The sequence below is a fragment of the Mycolicibacterium sp. XJ662 genome (assembly GCF_053484035.1).
Window position 1 is genome coordinate 58,690 of record NZ_JBEFTL010000003.1, and the last position, 14,717, is coordinate 73,406.

At 69.4% G+C, this 14,717-nt stretch carries 15 protein-coding genes; 10 read left to right on the forward strand and 5 right to left on the reverse strand.

The genetic code is table 11. The features are described 5' to 3' along the window. Window positions 1-44 precede the first annotated feature (44 nt). From ABQE93_RS11180 to ABQE93_RS11200, 5 genes are all read left to right on the forward strand, one after another. Window positions 45-1,226, forward strand: coding sequence for an NAD(P)/FAD-dependent oxidoreductase (locus tag ABQE93_RS11180; protein ID WP_448407930.1), 1,182 nt, complete (start codon window positions 45-47; stop codon window positions 1,224-1,226). Further along, window positions 1,223-2,125, forward strand: a complete 903-nt coding sequence (sigJ, locus tag ABQE93_RS11185) for an RNA polymerase sigma factor SigJ (protein WP_448407929.1) — start codon at window positions 1,223-1,225, stop codon at window positions 2,123-2,125. The genes ABQE93_RS11180 and sigJ overlap by 4 nt, the downstream gene beginning before the upstream one ends. 161 nt (window positions 2,126-2,286) lie before the next feature. Then, the gene (locus ABQE93_RS11190; RefSeq protein ID WP_448407927.1) at window positions 2,287-3,465 is read left to right on the forward strand and encodes an NAD(P)/FAD-dependent oxidoreductase; all 1,179 of its coding nucleotides are present in this window, start codon (window positions 2,287-2,289) and stop codon (window positions 3,463-3,465) included. Next, window positions 3,462-4,385: an RNA polymerase sigma-70 factor gene (locus ABQE93_RS11195; protein ID WP_448407926.1), complete on the forward strand. Its 924-nt coding sequence runs from the start codon at window positions 3,462-3,464 to the stop codon at window positions 4,383-4,385. Before ABQE93_RS11190 ends, ABQE93_RS11195 begins: the two co-directional genes overlap by 4 nt. Before the next feature lie 20 nt (window positions 4,386-4,405). Then, window positions 4,406-5,656, forward strand: a complete 1,251-nt coding sequence (locus tag ABQE93_RS11200; RefSeq protein WP_448407924.1) for an aminodeoxychorismate synthase component I — start codon at window positions 4,406-4,408, stop codon at window positions 5,654-5,656. Here ABQE93_RS11200 and rsmI read toward each other — a convergent pair. After that, on the reverse strand, window positions 5,612-6,448 hold the full coding sequence (gene rsmI / locus ABQE93_RS11205) for a 16S rRNA (cytidine(1402)-2'-O)-methyltransferase (RefSeq protein WP_448407923.1): 837 nt from the start codon (window positions 6,446-6,448) through the stop codon (window positions 5,612-5,614). The genes ABQE93_RS11200 and rsmI overlap by 45 nt on opposite strands. Before the next feature lie 24 nt (window positions 6,449-6,472). Between rsmI and ABQE93_RS11210 the strand changes: the two genes are divergently transcribed. Together ABQE93_RS11210 and ABQE93_RS11215 are read left to right on the forward strand one after the other, a co-directional pair. Further along, complete coding sequence (locus ABQE93_RS11210) at window positions 6,473-8,014, forward strand: dolichyl-phosphate-mannose--protein mannosyltransferase (RefSeq protein ID WP_448407922.1); 1,542 nt, start codon at window positions 6,473-6,475, stop codon at window positions 8,012-8,014. A 115-nt stretch (window positions 8,015-8,129) separates the two neighbouring features. Beyond that, on the forward strand, window positions 8,130-8,993 hold the full coding sequence (locus ABQE93_RS11215; RefSeq protein ID WP_448407920.1) for a type IV toxin-antitoxin system AbiEi family antitoxin: 864 nt from the start codon (window positions 8,130-8,132) through the stop codon (window positions 8,991-8,993). A 48-nt stretch (window positions 8,994-9,041) separates the two neighbouring features. Here ABQE93_RS11215 and arcA read toward each other — a convergent pair whose 3' ends face one another. Then, complete coding sequence (gene arcA, locus ABQE93_RS11220; RefSeq protein WP_448407919.1) at window positions 9,042-10,253, reverse strand: arginine deiminase; 1,212 nt, start codon at window positions 10,251-10,253, stop codon at window positions 9,042-9,044. A 46-nt stretch (window positions 10,254-10,299) separates the two neighbouring features. Here arcA and soxR point away from each other — a divergent pair, with 46 nt between their 5' ends. Both soxR and ABQE93_RS11230 read left to right on the forward strand, forming a co-directional pair. Further along, entirely contained in the window at window positions 10,300-10,734 is a 435-nt protein-coding gene (soxR, locus tag ABQE93_RS11225; protein ID WP_448407917.1) for a redox-sensitive transcriptional activator SoxR, read from the forward strand. A 33-nt stretch (window positions 10,735-10,767) separates the two neighbouring features. Continuing rightward, window positions 10,768-11,364 carry an alpha-ketoglutarate-dependent dioxygenase AlkB family protein gene (locus ABQE93_RS11230; protein WP_448407915.1) on the forward strand — a complete coding sequence of 199 codons (597 nt, stop codon included), beginning with the start codon at window positions 10,768-10,770 and terminating at the stop codon, window positions 11,362-11,364. Here the strand turns inward: ABQE93_RS11230 and ABQE93_RS11235 are convergent. Beyond that, window positions 11,361-12,005 (reverse strand): DUF5642 family protein, encoded by a 645-nt coding sequence (locus ABQE93_RS11235; RefSeq protein ID WP_448407913.1) that lies wholly within the window; start codon window positions 12,003-12,005, stop codon window positions 11,361-11,363. The two genes, ABQE93_RS11230 and ABQE93_RS11235, sit on opposite strands and share 4 nt — an antisense overlap. Window positions 12,006-12,034: 29 nt before the next feature. Next, on the reverse strand, window positions 12,035-12,670 hold the full coding sequence (locus tag ABQE93_RS11240) for a DUF5642 family protein (protein WP_448412401.1): 636 nt from the start codon (window positions 12,668-12,670) through the stop codon (window positions 12,035-12,037). Between the two features lie 100 nt (window positions 12,671-12,770). Here ABQE93_RS11240 and ABQE93_RS11245 point away from each other — a divergent pair, with 100 nt between their 5' ends. After that, a complete protein-coding gene (locus ABQE93_RS11245) occupies window positions 12,771-13,055 on the forward strand; it encodes a hypothetical protein (protein ID WP_448408066.1) in 285 nt (94 codons plus the stop codon). Here ABQE93_RS11245 and ABQE93_RS11250 read toward each other — a convergent pair. Further along, window positions 13,052-14,557, reverse strand: coding sequence for a PE-PPE domain-containing protein (locus ABQE93_RS11250; RefSeq protein WP_448407911.1), 1,506 nt, complete (start codon window positions 14,555-14,557; stop codon window positions 13,052-13,054). The genes ABQE93_RS11245 and ABQE93_RS11250 overlap by 4 nt on opposite strands. Between the last annotated feature and the right edge of the window lie 160 nt (window positions 14,558-14,717).

The following is a 14,717-nucleotide window of genomic DNA, read 5'->3' on the forward strand; positions in this document are numbered from 1 at the left end:
ACGGTGTCTCAAGGACACGAGACCCTGGAGAGTAAGGAGACATCATGGTCGACACCCGCACCCACGTCGTTGTACTCGGCGGCGGATATGCCGGAACCGTCGCGGCCAACCGGCTGCAGGCCGACGAGAGCTGCGACGTCACGCTGGTCAACCCGCGACCCCAGTTCGTCGAACGCATCCGACTGCACCAGCTGGTCGCCGGCCGCGACGACGCGCTCGTCGACTACGCCGACGTGCTCAACGGGGCCGTCCGGTTGGTAACCGACCGGGCCATCCGCATCGACGCCGCGGCGCGCACCGTGGCCCTGGCCTCCGGCGACACGCTGGACTACGACTACCTGATCTACGCGGTGGGCAGCGGCGTCGCCGCCCCCACCGTGGCCGGTGCCGCCGAATTCGCCTATCCGATGGCCGAATTCGAGCACGCCACCCGGCTGCGCGCCGCACTGGACGACGTCGAGCCTGCCGTGGCGCTGACCGTCGTCGGCGCGGGCTCCACAGGTATCGAGACGGCCGCCGAACTCGCCGAGCAGGGCCACCCCGTCACGCTGGTGTGCGGCGGCGAACTGGGTCCGTACCTGAGCGCATCGGGCCGACGTTCGGTGGCGCGGCGCCTCGCCAAGCTCGGTGTGACCGTGCTCGACGGCCCGGGCAGTACCGTCACCGCCGTCACGCCAAACGCCGTGACGCTCGCCGACGGCCGGGAGGTGCCCAGCCCGATGACCGTGTGGACGGCCGGTTTCGGCGTACCGGATCTGGCAGCCGCCAGCGGGTTGAGCACCGACGCGCTGGGCCGGCTGATCACCGATGAGACGCTGACCAGCGTCGACGACGTCCGCATCGTGGCCGCGGGCGACGCGTCCGCGCCGTCGAACGAGCCGCTGCGGATGTGCTGCGCGTCGGCCGCCCCGCTCGGCGCCCAAGCCGCCGACACCGTGCTGGCCAGGATGGCGGGCACCGCTGCGCCGCCGCTGAGCGTGGCGCTGGCCGGGCAGTGCATCAGCCTGGGCAGCAAGGCAGGCATCTTCCAGCTGTCCCATACCGACGACACGGCCACGCCGCTGTACATCGGTGGCCGCGCCGGCGCGGCGCTGAAGAAGGCCGCGTTGACGGCCTCGGTCAAGTTCCTGTCCCGCGAAGCCCGCAAGCCCGGCTCGCTGCTCTGGCTCAAGAGCGACAAGCGCGCCCAGCGCCTGGCGGACACCGAAAGGGTCACGGCGCCATGAGTTCTGGTGACGAGCACGCCGAGCGGTTCACGCTGCTGCGCCCGCTGTTGTTCACTATCGCCTACGAGATCTTGGGCAGCGCAACCGAATCCGATGATGTGCTGCAGGACAGTTACCTGCGGTGGGCCGATGTGGATCTGGCGACCGTGCGCGACACCAAGGCCTACCTGGCACGGCTGGTCACCCGGCAGGCCCTCAACGCGCTGCGGGCGAGCAACCGCCGCCGCGAGGACTATGTCGGCCCGTGGCTGCCCGAACCGCTGCTGCTCGACGAGCACGACGCCGAAGCCGACGTCGTGCTCGCCGAATCGGTGTCGATGGCGATGCTGGTCGTGCTCGAGACGCTCACCCCCGACGAACGCGCGGTGTTCGTCCTGCACGAGGTGTTCGGGTTCGGCCATGACGAAATCGCTTCGACCATCGGCAAATCGGCGAACGCCGTGCGCCAGATGGCCTACCGCGCCCGCGAACACGTGCAGTCGCGGCGCCGACGAATGGAACCCGTCGATTTCGCCACGTCGGTGCGCGTCACCGAACAGTTCATGACCGCGGCGGCCACCGGCGACATGGAGCAGCTGCTGGCGATGCTCGCACCCGATGCGACGTGGACGGCCGACAGCGGTGGCAAGGCGCCGGCCGTGCGTCGTCCGGTGATCGGCGCGAAGAAGGTGGCCGCGATGATCGTCGCGTTCATGCGCCACGGACCCGAGCGGGTGCCCGGGCTGCGCTTCGAAACGGTCAACTGCAACAACACCCCGGCAATCGTCGTCTACGACGACGACGAGCCGCTCGGTGTGTTCCTGGTCGAGGTCGTCGACGCCAAGATCACCAACTTCTACGCGATGGCCAACCCGGAGAAGCTGGCCGGGATCGCCCGGCCGCGCACGATCCGCCGCTGACCCCTTGCTGGGCCGAACGTGGGTTACCGACACGTTTCGAGCGCTTGAGGCGTGCGGGTAACCCACGTTCGCCGCGCTGAGGGTGTGGGCTGCGTCACGTCCTGTCACATCCGGGCGGCCCGCGGTGTCTAGGGGGCAGGACCCATTAGAGAGGAGCAACCATGACCGACAAGCGCACACATGTGATCGTCATCGGCGGCGGGTACGCCGGGGCGTTGGCGGCCAACCGTCTGCGAGAGCGCGACGACGTCGACGTCACCCTGATCAACCCACGGTCCCAGTTCGTCGAGCGCATCCGGCTGCACCAGTGGGTGGCGCGCAGCGGCGAGGCCACCGTGGACTTCGCCACGCTGCTCGGCGAGGGGGTGCGGCTCGTCGTCGACACCGCCACCCGCATCGACACCACATCGCGCACCGTGGCGTTGGCGTCGGGCGACACGCTGGCCTATGACTACGTGATCTACGCCGTCGGCAGCACCGGCGCCGTACCCGACACAGTGGCCGGTGCAGCCGAATTCGCCTATCCCATCGGGGAATTCGAGCTGGCTCAACGGCTGCGTGCGGCGCTCGACGAGCTGCACAGCGACGCGCCCGTCACCGTGGTGGGCGCCGGGCTCACCGGTACCGAGACGGCGGCGGAGCTGGCCGAGCAGGGCCGCAACGTCACGCTGGTCTGCGGCGGTCGGCTGCTGCCGAGCCTTTCGGAGCAGGCGCGACGCTCGGCGGCCAAGTGGTTGCGCAAGCACGGGGTGAAGGTGCTCGAATCCGATGTGGTGACCGAGGTTCGACCCGACGCGGTGGTGTTCGCCGACGGCGCGGTACGTCCGAGCGCGTTGACCGTGTGGACGGCCGGTTTCGGAGTGCCCGCGCTCGCCGCGCACAGCGGCCTGCGCACCGATGCGCAGGGCCGGTTGCTCACCGACGAGACGCTCACCAGCGTCGACGACCCGCGCGTCATCGCCGCGGGCGACTGCGCCTCCCCGTCGAATGCACCGCTGCGGATGAGCTGCCAGTCAGCCTCGCAGCTGGGACCGCAGGCGGCCGACACGGTGCTGAGCCGGATCGCAGGCACCGAACCCGCGCCGCTGCAGTACGGCTTCGCGGGGTCCAACGTCAGCCTGGGCCGCCGCGCGGCGGTCATCCAGTTCGCCCGGCAGGACGACACCGCGGTGCGGTTCTACGTGCCGGGGCGGCTTGGTGCCGCGATCAAGGAGGCGGTCTGCAAGGGCACGGTGTGGGGGATCCGGCGGGAGGCCCGCAAGCCCGGTTCCAGCTTCTGGTTCAAGGGCGGCCCGCGTCCGGAACAGCCGGCGCACGCCGGGGTAGCGTCGGTGCGATGAACACCGGGCCGGGTGACGTGGGGGTACCTCCCGCTAGTGGGGGACATGTCGAGCGGTTCACGCAGCTGCGTCCGCTGCTGTTCACGATCGCCTACGAGATCCTGGGCAGCGCAACCGAATCCGACGATGTGCTGCAGGAAAGCTACCTGCGGTGGGCGGAGGTGGACCTCGCGACGGTAAGCGACACCAAGGCCTACCTCGCCCGGATCGTCACCCGGCAGGCCCTCAACGCCCTGCGCGCCCAGTCGCGTCGGCGTGAGGACTACATCGGCCCGTGGCTGCCCGAACCGCTGCTACTCGATGCCACCGATGCCTCCTCCGATGTGATTCTCGCGGAGTCGGTTTCGATGGCGATGCTCGTCGTGCTGGAGACGCTGAGCCCCGACGAACGCGCGGTGTTCGTGTTGCGTGAGGTGTTCGGCTTCAACCACGACGAGATCGCCGCGACGATCGGCAAGTCTGCCGTCGCGGTGCGGCAGATGGCGCACCGTGCCCGTGCGCATGTGCAGTCCCGACGTAAACGGTTCGAGCCGGTCGACCCGAAGCTGTCGGCGGAGATCACCTCCCAGTTCTTCGCGGCGGCCTCGAGCGGCGACGTGGACGAGCTGCTGGAGATGCTCACCGAGGACGTCACATGGACCGCCGACAGCGACGGCAAGGCCAGCGCGGCCCGCAAGCCGATCGTCGGCGCCGAGAAGGTCGCCAGGGTGCTCGTCGGGCTGGTTCGCGTCGCCGGGGAGCGCGGCCGCGTCGAACCGGCGACGTACAACAACGCCCCTGCGCTCAAGCTCTACCTGGGCGACAGCTTCGAAGGGATCATCACCGTGGAAATCACCGACGGGCGGATCTCCAACTTCTACGCGATGCGCAACCCCGAGAAGCTGGCCGGGGTCGACATCCCCCGCACGATCAGCCGGTGAGGGTCTGACACGCTTACGCGGTGCGGATCGAGCGGCTCGGCGACCTGGGCAGCGCCCCTGCGGTGCTGCGCGCCCTCGGTCACGCCACCGCCCGAAGCCTCCTGCCGCCGCCGGCCGCGCTGATCGGCGAGTGGTTCGACTCGCGCGCCGTCATCGCGCCGTCGCTGGCGACCGCGCCCGCCCCTCCTTCTGCCGTGTTCGACGTCGCCCCCCGCGCATCCGGCGGCGCGGTCGGCGGTGGCTGGTTCGGCTACCTGTCGTATCCCGACGCCGGCGCCGACGGGGCCGGGCCACGCATCCCGGAGGCGGCCGGCGGCTGGTCGGACTGCGTGCTGCGCCAAGACCGCGACGGCCGATGGTGGCATGAAAGCCTCTCCGGCGCAGGGCTTCCCGGATGGGTGATCGACGCGCTCGGCACCGAGGTGGCGCCGCGACGGTGTGAGGTGGTGTGGGCCGAGGCCGACCGCGACGCACATCGCCGCGGCGTGTCGGCGTGCCTGGATGCGATCGCGGCGGGCGAGGTCTACCAGGCGTGTGTGTGTACGCAGTTCCGCGGCCGGGTCAGCGGTTCGCCGGTGGACTTCTTCGTCGACGCCGTCGCACGCACGTCCCCCGCCCACGCGGCCTACGTTGCGGGCGACTGGGGCGCGGTGGCGTCGCTGTCACCGGAGCTGTTCCTGCGCAGGCGCGGTGAGGCGATCACGTCCAGCCCGATCAAGGGCACGCTGCCGCGCGATGCCGATCCCCGCGCCCTGCGCGCGTCGGCCAAGGAGGTGGCCGAGAACATCATGATCGTCGACCTGGTGCGCAACGATCTGGGTCGCGTCGCGATCACCGGATCGGTGACCGTACCGGAGTTGCTTGCGGTGCGGCCCGCGCCGGGGGTGTGGCATCTGGTGTCGACGGTGACCGCGCGGGTGGATACCGCCATGCCGATGTCGACGGTGCTCGACGCGACGTTCCCGCCCGCCTCTGTCACCGGGACACCGAAGACGCGGGCGCGGCAACTGCTGCGCGGCTGGGAACCGGTTCGGCGCGGTGTTTACTGCGGCACAGTCGGTTTGGCGTCACCGGTGGCTGGTGTCGAGCTGAACGTGGCGATCCGGACGGTGGAGTTCGACGCGTCGGGCAACGCGGTGCTCGGTGTCGGCGGCGGCATCACCGCCGACTCCGATCCCGAACGCGAGTGGCAGGAGTGCCTGCACAAGGCGGCGCCGATCACCGGGTCAGCCGCGCGACCGCAGGACCGCGTCGTAGAGCTCACGCCGTGACGGCGCCCCCGGATGCGCGGCGACCACCTCCGCGCACGCGTCCTTGACGCGCACCCCGTCGTCGACCAGCTTGTGCACCTCGGCCACCAGCGTCTCGACGTCGGCCCGCGGCACCGCGCCGGCCAGCACGACGGTGATCTCGCCGAGCACGCCGTCGGCCGCCCGGTCGGCGAGTTCGGCCAGCGAACCGCGCAGCACCTCCTCGTGGGTCTTGGTCAGCTCGCGGCACACCACCGCGCGCCGCTCGGCGCCGAGGACGTCGACGGCGTCGGTCAGCGTCGCCGCCAGCCGGCGCGGCGACTCGAAGAACACGCAGGTGCGCTGCTCGACGGCCAGCGTCGTGAGCCAGGTGCGGCGCGCGGCCTGCTTGCGCGGCGCGAAACCCTCGAAGCAGAACCTGTCGGCGGGCAGCCCCGACACCGCGAGCGCCGTCGTCACCGCCGACGGCCCGGGTAGACAGCTGACCGGCAGGCCGGCGTCGATACAGGCCGCCACCAGGCGGTAGCCCGGGTCGCTGATCAGCGGCATGCCGGCGTCGCTGACGGCCAGCACAGTCGCGCCGCCGCGGATGTCGTCGACCAGGCGCGGCACCCGGGACGCCTCGTTCTGGTCGTAGAGGCTGATGACCTTGCCGACCGGTTTGACCTCCAGCGCGGCGGCCAGCGTCCGGATCCGGCGGGTGTCCTCCGCGGCGATGACGTCGGCGCTGCCGAGCGCCCTGACCAGCCGCGTCGAGGCATCCAACGGCTGCCCCAACGGCGTGGCAGCGATCAACAGCCGGCCGACACTCATGCCCGACAGCCTACGATCGCATGCGTGACCGCCCCCGCCACCGATGCTCCGCACGCGGTGCCGGTCATCAGCCCGGCGCCGCAGGTACCCGTCGCCGACTTCGGGCCGGTCGACCGGTTGCAGGGCTGGCTGATGACGGCCGTCATCGCCGCGGTGGCCGCGGTGACGCGGTTTTTGAACCTGGGATCGCCGACCGACGCCGGCACCCCAATCTTCGACGAGAAGCACTACGCACCGCAGGCGTGGCAGATGCTGCACAACCACGGTGTCGAGGACAACCCCGGCTACGGCCTGGTGGTGCATCCGCCCGTCGGTAAGCAGTTGATCGCGATCGGTCAGGCGTTGTTCGGCTACACCGGGCTGGGCTGGCGGTTCTCCGGCGCGGTGTGCGGCGTGATCATGGTGGTGCTGGTGGCGCGCATCGCGCGGCGGATGAGCCGGTCGACGTTGGTCGGCGGGATCGCCGGGCTGCTGGTGATCGCCGACGGGGTCAGCTTCGTCACCTCCCGCACCGCGCTGCTCGACGGGTTCTTGACGGTGTTCGTGGTCGCGGCGTTCGGCGCGCTGATGGTCGACCGCGATCAGGTGCGCGAGCGAATGCACATCGCGCTGTTCGAGGGCCGCATCAGCGAAACCGCCTGGGGGCCAAGGCTTGGGGTGCGTTGGTGGCGGTTCGGCGCCGGTGTGCTGCTCGGGTTGGCGTGTGCCACAAAGTGGTCCGGCCTGTACTTCGTGGCGTTCTTCGGCGTGATGACGTTGGCGTTCGACATCGCCGCGCGCCGACAGTACCGGGTGCCGCGGCCGTGGCTGGGCGCGTTCCGGCGCGACCTGGGGCCGTCGCTGTATGCGCTCGTGGTGATCCCGGTTCTGGTGTACCTGGCGTCCTACACGCCGTGGTTTGCCTCGGAGAACGCGATCGACCGTCACGAGGTGGGCCGGTCGATCGGTGAGCACAGCGTGTTGCCGATCCCCGACGCGTTGCGCTCGTTGTGGCATTACACCTACGGCGTGTACAGGTTTCACTCTGGCCTGACCAACGCCGACGGCAACCACCACCCGTGGGAGTCCAAACCGTGGGCGTGGCCGATGTCGCTGCGGCCGGTGCTGTATGCGATCGACAACCAGGACGTGCCGGGTTGTGGCGCGCAGTCGTGTGTGAAGGCCGTGATGCTGGTCGGCACCCCGGCGATGTGGTTCCTCGCGGTGCCGGTGCTGGGGTGGGCGCTGTGGCGGGCATTCATCAAGCGCGACTGGCGTTTTGCCGCGGTGCTGGTTGGTTACGGCGCCGGGTTCTTGCCGTGGTTCGTCGGCATCGACCGGCAGATGTACTTCTTCTATGCCGCGACGATGGCGCCGTTTTTGGCCCTGGCGATCGCGTTGATCCTCGGCGACATCCTGTACAAGCCGCGGCAGAACGCCGAACGACGAACGCTGGGGTTGCTCGCGGTGAGTTTCTATGTCGCGCTGGTCCTTACGAACTTCGCGTGGCTGTTTCCGATCCTGACGGGCATTCCGATCTCGCAGGAGACGTGGAACATGCAGATCTGGCTGCCGAGTTGGCGCTAGGCCCCGTTTCGCGAGGCGTACACCAGGGTCGTCGTTCGCGAGTTATCCACAGCCCTGGTGTAAACCTCGCGAATCGTGGGTGGCCTTGTCGGTGCTCCTGGCCAGCATCCGTGGCATGGAACAAGCATTCATCGGCACCGAACTACTAGGCAGCGGTCTGACTCGAAGCCAGTTGCGTTGGCGCTATAAGGCCGTCCACCCTCGCATCTACGTGCCGCGGCGCGCTTCACCGTCGGTGCACCTCGACGCGCAGGCCGCCTGGCTCTGGACGGATCGCCGTGGCATCGTGGCTGGCCGCGCCGCTGCTGCATTGCACGGAGCGAAGTGGATCAACCCGGGCACCCCGATCGACATGATCGCCCCGCGTGAACGGCGGCGGGCCGGTGTGGTCGTCCGAAATGAACGGGTCGACTGGGACGAAATCTGCGCGATCGGCGAACTCGCGGTCACCACGCCGGCGCGTACCGCATTGGATCTGGCTCGACACCTCAACCGCGACTTGGCCGTCCAGCACCTCGATGCGCTGGCGGCGGCAACCGGCGTGACGGCTGACGACGTAGCGCCGCTTGTCGAGCGGTATCGCGGTTGGCGGGGGATGAAGCGCGCCCGCATCGCGCTGGATCTGATGGACGGCGGTGCTCAGTCTCCCAAGGAGACCTGGCTGCGGCTGCTCGTCATCGACGCCGGATACCCACGGCCTCGCACCCAGATTCGGGTTCACGACGGTATCGCCGAGGCGTTCCTGGACATGGGTTGGGACGAGCCGATGATCGCATTGGACTACGACGGCGAGCAGCATCAGACAGATCGCCCACGATTCGTCCACGACATCGGACGAAACGCGCTGGTGGAGTGTCAAGGCTGGCTCGACATCCACGTGGTCAAGGAGCACAGCCGCGGGTTCACGTTGCACAGATTGCGGGAGGCCGCCGAGCGCCGCCGGTGGTTCCCGCTCGCGAGGCGTACACCAGGGCCGTGATCGCGTGGGATTCGACAGCCCTGGTGTACGCCTCGCGAGTTAACGAAGCTACAACGGGTCGCGGGCGGCCGGGCACGACATGCACCGCGGGCCGCCGCGGCCGGTACCCAGTTCGGCCGCCTCGATCGCCAACACCTCGATGCCGGCATCGGCCAGCCGCGCATTGGTTTCGGTGTTGCGCTCGTATGCGACCACGACACCGGGCGCGAGCGCCAACGTGTTGTTGCCGTCGTCCCACTGCTCACGCTCGGCGATCACCGGGTCCAGACCCGTCGCGATGACCCGCAGCCGCTCGATACCCATCGCCTCGGCCGCCGCATCCACGAACGGCGCCGCGTCGTCGATGCGCACCCCGCCGCTGCCGTTGCGATGAATCATGTACGCCGACAACGAGTCCACCACGCCCGGATACATCACCACCGCGTCGACGTCGACCATCGTGCACACCGTGTCCAGGTGCATCTGCGCGCGTCGCTGGGTGATCGGCACAGCCAGCACGGTGTGCGCCAGATCGTCGTCGAACAGGCTGCGGGCCAACGCTTCCGCACCCGCGGGTGTGGTGCGCTCCCCCACCCCGACGGCCACCACCCCCGGCGCCAGCAGCAGCACGTCACCGCCCTCCACCGGAGCCGACCGGGACTCGTAGGCCCGACGCACCCCCAGGAACCGAGGGTGATGCGCATAGATCACGTCGGTCAGCGACGTCTCGCGCACCCGTGCAGGCAACGCCAACGAGGTGATCGCCACCCGCGGGCCGATCCAGAACGACGAGTCGCGGGTGAACATCAGGTTCGGCAGCGGGTCGATGACGAAGTCGGCGCCGTGGTGCATCTTGCGCACCAGCGACAGTTCGCTGTCGCGGAACGGCAACTCGTTGAAAGTCATCCCCGCCATCAGCACCCGCGCCAGCGGCGCCGGGTCGAGACCGCGCAGATACGCCGAGAGTTCTTGAGCCAGCGGCAGTCCCAACCGCCTCGGATCGACCGCCGCGGCGATACCGTGCATCCTGGCGGCGCCGCTGTGCGCCAGGGCCTCGGTCAGCAGGTCGGCCAGCCGCAACACCTCGACGCCGCGCGACTCAAGCAGCGCGGCGAACGCGTCGTGCTCACGCTGTGCCCTGGCCACCCACGGCACACCGTCGAACAACAGCGCGTCGTTGTTACGGGGCGTCAACCGCTGCAGTTCGGCGCCGGGCCGGTGCAGGATCGCCACCCGCAGCGCGCCGACCTCCGAGTCGCATCCCAAGGCAGCACCCGTCACGTTATGCACCGTAGCGCCACGCGCCACCTCAACTATTGTTCAGGTCATGGAGCGCACCCTCGAGCTGACGCCGGGCGAGATGTCCGTCCGCAGCGGCGTAGCGGTGTCGGCACTGCACTTCTACGAGCGCGAGGGCCTGATCACCAGCCGCCGCACCGCGGGCAACCAGCGCCGCTACGCCCGCGAAACCCTGCGACGCGTGGCGTTCATCAGGATGTCGCAGCGGTTGGGCATCCCGCTCGCCCGCATCCGCGAGGCGCTGGCCAGCCTGCCCACCGATCGCGTCCCGACCAGCAAGGACTGGGCCCGGCTCTCCGCGGGCTGGCGCCAGGACCTCGACGACCGGATCCTGCATCTGCAGCGGCTGCGCGACAACCTGACCGGATGCATCGGCTGCGGCTGCCTCAGCCTCAAGACGTGCGCGTTGTCCAACCCCGACGACGTGCTCGCCGAACACGGCCCCGGTGCGGTCCGGCTCTGACGATTCGAACGCCTGTGCGATAGACTCGCGGGTATGGAGCTGGCGTTGCAGAGCTCGCTGTTCGAGCACGCTGAACGACGGCACCTGGGCCACGGCGCCTGGATCGATTTTCGGTCCGGCTGGCTCGAGGACGCCGACGAGCTCTTCCAGGAGCTGCAAACCGTGATCCCCTGGCGCGCCGAACGCAGGCCGATGTATGACCGCGTCGTCGACGTGCCGCGGCTGGTCAGCTTCCACCACCTCGTCGACGATCCGGCGCCGCATCCCCGGCTGAAGCACATCCGGCGCCGGCTCAACGACGCCTACGCCGGCGAACTCGGTGAACCGTTCACCACCGCGGGGTTGTGCCTGTACCGCGACGGCAACGACAGCGTGGCCTGGCACGGCGACAACATCGGCCGCAGCAAGACCGAGGACACCATGGTGGCGATCGTGAGCCTCGGCGCCACAAGGACTTTCGCGCTGCGCCCTCGGGGCGGGGGTAAGTCCCTCCGGCTGCAGCACGCGCACGGCGACCTGTTGGTGATGGGCGGCTCCTGCCAACGCACCTGGGAACACGCGGTGCCGAAGACCACCAAACCCGCCGGTACGCGCATCAGCATCCAGTTCCGTCCGCACGACGTGCGCTAACCCCTGACCGCGGTCACCGCCTCGACGAGCAGATCGCGGGCGCGCTGGGTGTCGACCGGCGCGACGGGTGTGTCGGGCAGCACCAGCGGGTTCGCGGTGACGATCACCAGGAAGCTGCCGAAGCTCGCCACGTAGTTGTACAACTCGCCGGTGCCGGTGTTCGTCTGGAGTACGCGATGAGTGCCCACGGTCTGCGCGCCGTCGATCTGCGGCACCTCGGTGGTCTCGACCAGACCGCGCACTCCGGGGCCGATGAACCCGACCTTGGAGCAGTTTTCGGCGGGGCCGTCGACGTCGGCGGCCTCAGACGTCTCGATCGCGATGGTGATGAACCGGTTGCCCTCGCCCTCGGCGGTCACGGCGGCCATGTTGCCCTTGGCCCCGGCGGGCACCATCTGTCGGTTGGCGAACGAAGCGCAGTCGGCCGGGTCGAACGTCATTCCGGGCGGCAGCGCCTGCGGGCCCAGCAGCCGCGGGTCGATCCCGCTGGGCCCGACGTCGCTGACCTTGAACTCCTGGCCGAAATTGGACCGCACGTCCAGGACCCGCGCGATGTCGGCGTTCGACAGGTCGGCTTTCCCGCTCGTACACGCCGCCAACAGACCGACGCACGCGATCGCGACCATCACCCTGTTCGACATCGCCGCACACGCTACCCGCCGAGCTGCGCTCAGCCCCGCAACGCCGACACCGTTTCGACCAGCAATCCGGCGGCGAAATCCTGTCCCAGTTGCGGATTCGGCGATCCCGGATCGGTGACGACGACGACGAACGCGACGTGGGAGCCCAAGTACGCGGTGACGGTGTAGGCGTAGGACCGGGTCTGGGTGCCGCCCTCGACGACGGTGGTGGAGTCGGTGACGGTGGCGAGCGTCGTCGCATGGGCGACCGTCGGCGCCGGGGCGATCGTGACGATGCCCTGACCCTGCCCGCCGGATACCGTCCAGCGCAGGCATTCGTCGCGCAGTGCGGAGTCGAGGTGCGCCGGATGCGGCGCGCCGAGCACGACGGCGTAGACGATGCCGCCCGGCCCGGAGGCCGACCACCCCGCTGTCGTCGTCGCATCCGGGACGGGGTCAGCCAACGCCGCGCACTTGGGCGGATCCGCTGTCCACCCCTGGCCATAACCCCACAGGGCGGCGGGCGCTGTTGGGTCGGTGACGCCGGCGAACTCATAGCCGGCCGGAAGGTCGCCACGCACGCGGTCGACGCGGGCGGGATCGACGCGCAGGTCCGTCGTCGACGTCGGCCCGGGCACCGGAGGCGTCCCGCACGCCGCCGCGGCCAGCGCCAACGTCGCGACCATCGCACGCAACACTTCTCGGCCCCCCAGCGATCAATTAGGTAGCAGGGTTCATTCTCATCGGACGGAGGCTGTCATGCGTGGGTTATGGAGCGTGGCAGCAATGGTGGCGGCCGCGGGCGTCATGCTGGCCCCGGCGACCGCGGCCGTCGCGCAACCCGTGGCGCCCGGCAACGCGCAACGCACGATCGGGGAACTGGAGGCCTCCGGCTATGACGTCGTCATCGACCGGGTCGGCAGCGCCCCGATCGAGCGGTGCATCGTGACCAGCGTGCGCAATCCGCAGGAGGTCACCCAGACCTACGTCGTCGGCAAGGGTAAGGACCGCGAGTTGGTCACCGTCGTCGTCAGCAGATCGATCACGGTGTCGTTGAACTGCGCCGCCTAAGCCGCGGCCTGATCGTCGCTGCCGGTGTCGGTGTCGGTACCGGTGTCCGATTCGCTGGGGGTGTCGTCCTGCGCCGCGGGTGAGGCGGGTGGCGCGGACGTCTCGTCGTCGAGGTCTTCGGTGTCCTCGTCGACGACTTCCTCCTCGGTGTCCTCGGTGTCCTCGGTGCCCTCGGAGTCGGTGGTGTCGTCGCCGCTATCGGTCTCCGGCTCAGGCGTGTCCTCCACGACCTCGTCGACCGCCTCGTCCTCCGGCGCCTCGTCGTCGCTTTCGGACGACGACGACGCGGCCAGCACTTCCTCGGTGTCCGTGTCCGACGGCGGCTCGGGCAACTCCGGGCCGCCCACGCCGAACGGGCTGGTCACTGGCTTGGTGCCCAGCGGCCGGAACGTCGGATCGTCAGCGACCTCGGCCAGCGCGTCGTCGATGCCGACCGGGATCGCGGCAACGATGTTGACGATGGTCTGCACCGGGTCGAGGAAGGGAAACCAGCTCACCTTCGTGGGGACGCCGGGGCTGACGTGTCGCGCGTAGCCGCCCTCGATGGCGGCCCGAAGCGGTGCGTCCAGAAACGTCAGGATCGGCGACGGAACGAACGGCTCGAACGGCATCAGAATCGGCAGCCGCTTCGTCACATAGAGGTAGTAGTCGGTGTCGCCGTAGGACCCCTGGTACCGGGCGTCGCTGAGGTCCCCGTTCTGCAGGGGCCCGTGCAAAAGGATCGAGCCGGCCACCGCGTTGAGCCACGCCAGCACGTTGGTGACGCTGGCCGGGGCGTCGCCGCCGCGGACGTCGTACTGTCCGGCGACGTCGACCGTGGGCATGCAGTTGCCGGTGTCGCAGCTGTTGGTCGGCGTGGGGCCGTGAAACGTCACGCCGATGATCGGGATGGTCCAGCCGCGCAGCCCGCGCGCCAGGATGCCGCCGTTGGGCCGCATCGGGTTGCCCAGCAGGAAAAACGATGAGACCGGCGGCGTCGCACCGGGGTTGTCGATCAAATCCCGCTTGACCAGGGATGCGATGACCGCGCTTTGCGAGTAGCCGTACACGACGAACTCGTCGCCGACCACCGGTGGCCCGTCGGGCGGCGCAGGCTCCAGAAGGGCGCTGTCGTTGTAGAGACATCCGGTGCCGCGTATGCAGCTGTTCAAGTTGTCCCGACCGATGGCCACGGAGCGGTCGAACGTCATCGAGCCGTATACGGGGAAGAACTGCGCCGGGTTGACGACGGCGTACCGGTCATCGCCGGGGCCAACGCCTGCCAGGGGTGCACCCCCAGTGCCCGTCGGCATAGCCGCGGCCTGGTTGATGTAGTCGTCGATGGCGTTGCTCATATACGGGTTGACGTAGGCCGCGTCGTCGTCGGTGCCCAGCGTGTGGCCGCTTCCACCCATGATCAGCGCGGTCGCCGCCAACTGGACCGCCGTCGCCGCGGTCCATGCGACGGCGACGACCACGGTGCCGAACAACCCCAGCACCACAGCGACGACCGGACGGAGCAAGCGAGACCTCCTCAGCAACGGCGATCGACACCGTTTCACCACCTATTGGACCAGATCCCCCGCCCCGACGCAGAATTACGGTCGAGGCAGAGCAAATGGATTTGGGGCCACGTTAGGACAACGCAGCGGAAAACCGCGCGGGGCGCGGCGGTTTTCGACT

What these genes read in the sequence shown, in the direction of transcription:
- ABQE93_RS11180 (WP_448407930.1), top strand. Translation starts at nt 45, where the DNA reads ATGGTCGACACCCGCACCCACGTCGTTGTACTCGGCGGCGGATATGCC.
- sigJ (WP_448407929.1), top strand. Translation starts at nt 1,223, where the DNA reads ATGAGTTCTGGTGACGAGCACGCCGAGCGGTTCACGCTGCTGCGCCCG.
- ABQE93_RS11190 (WP_448407927.1), top strand. Translation starts at nt 2,287, where the DNA reads ATGACCGACAAGCGCACACATGTGATCGTCATCGGCGGCGGGTACGCC.
- ABQE93_RS11195 (WP_448407926.1), top strand. Translation starts at nt 3,462, where the DNA reads ATGAACACCGGGCCGGGTGACGTGGGGGTACCTCCCGCTAGTGGGGGA.
- rsmI (WP_448407923.1), bottom strand. Translation starts at nt 6,448, where the DNA reads ATGAGTGTCGGCCGGCTGTTGATCGCTGCCACGCCGTTGGGGCAGCCG.
- ABQE93_RS11215 (WP_448407920.1), top strand. Translation starts at nt 8,130, where the DNA reads ATGGAACAAGCATTCATCGGCACCGAACTACTAGGCAGCGGTCTGACT.
- soxR (WP_448407917.1), top strand. Translation starts at nt 10,300, where the DNA reads ATGGAGCGCACCCTCGAGCTGACGCCGGGCGAGATGTCCGTCCGCAGC.
- ABQE93_RS11230 (WP_448407915.1), top strand. Translation starts at nt 10,768, where the DNA reads ATGGAGCTGGCGTTGCAGAGCTCGCTGTTCGAGCACGCTGAACGACGG.
- ABQE93_RS11235 (WP_448407913.1), bottom strand. Translation starts at nt 12,005, where the DNA reads ATGTCGAACAGGGTGATGGTCGCGATCGCGTGCGTCGGTCTGTTGGCG.
- ABQE93_RS11240 (WP_448412401.1), bottom strand. Translation starts at nt 12,670, where the DNA reads ATGGTCGCGACGTTGGCGCTGGCCGCGGCGGCGTGCGGGACGCCTCCG.
- ABQE93_RS11245 (WP_448408066.1), top strand. Translation starts at nt 12,771, where the DNA reads ATGGTGGCGGCCGCGGGCGTCATGCTGGCCCCGGCGACCGCGGCCGTC.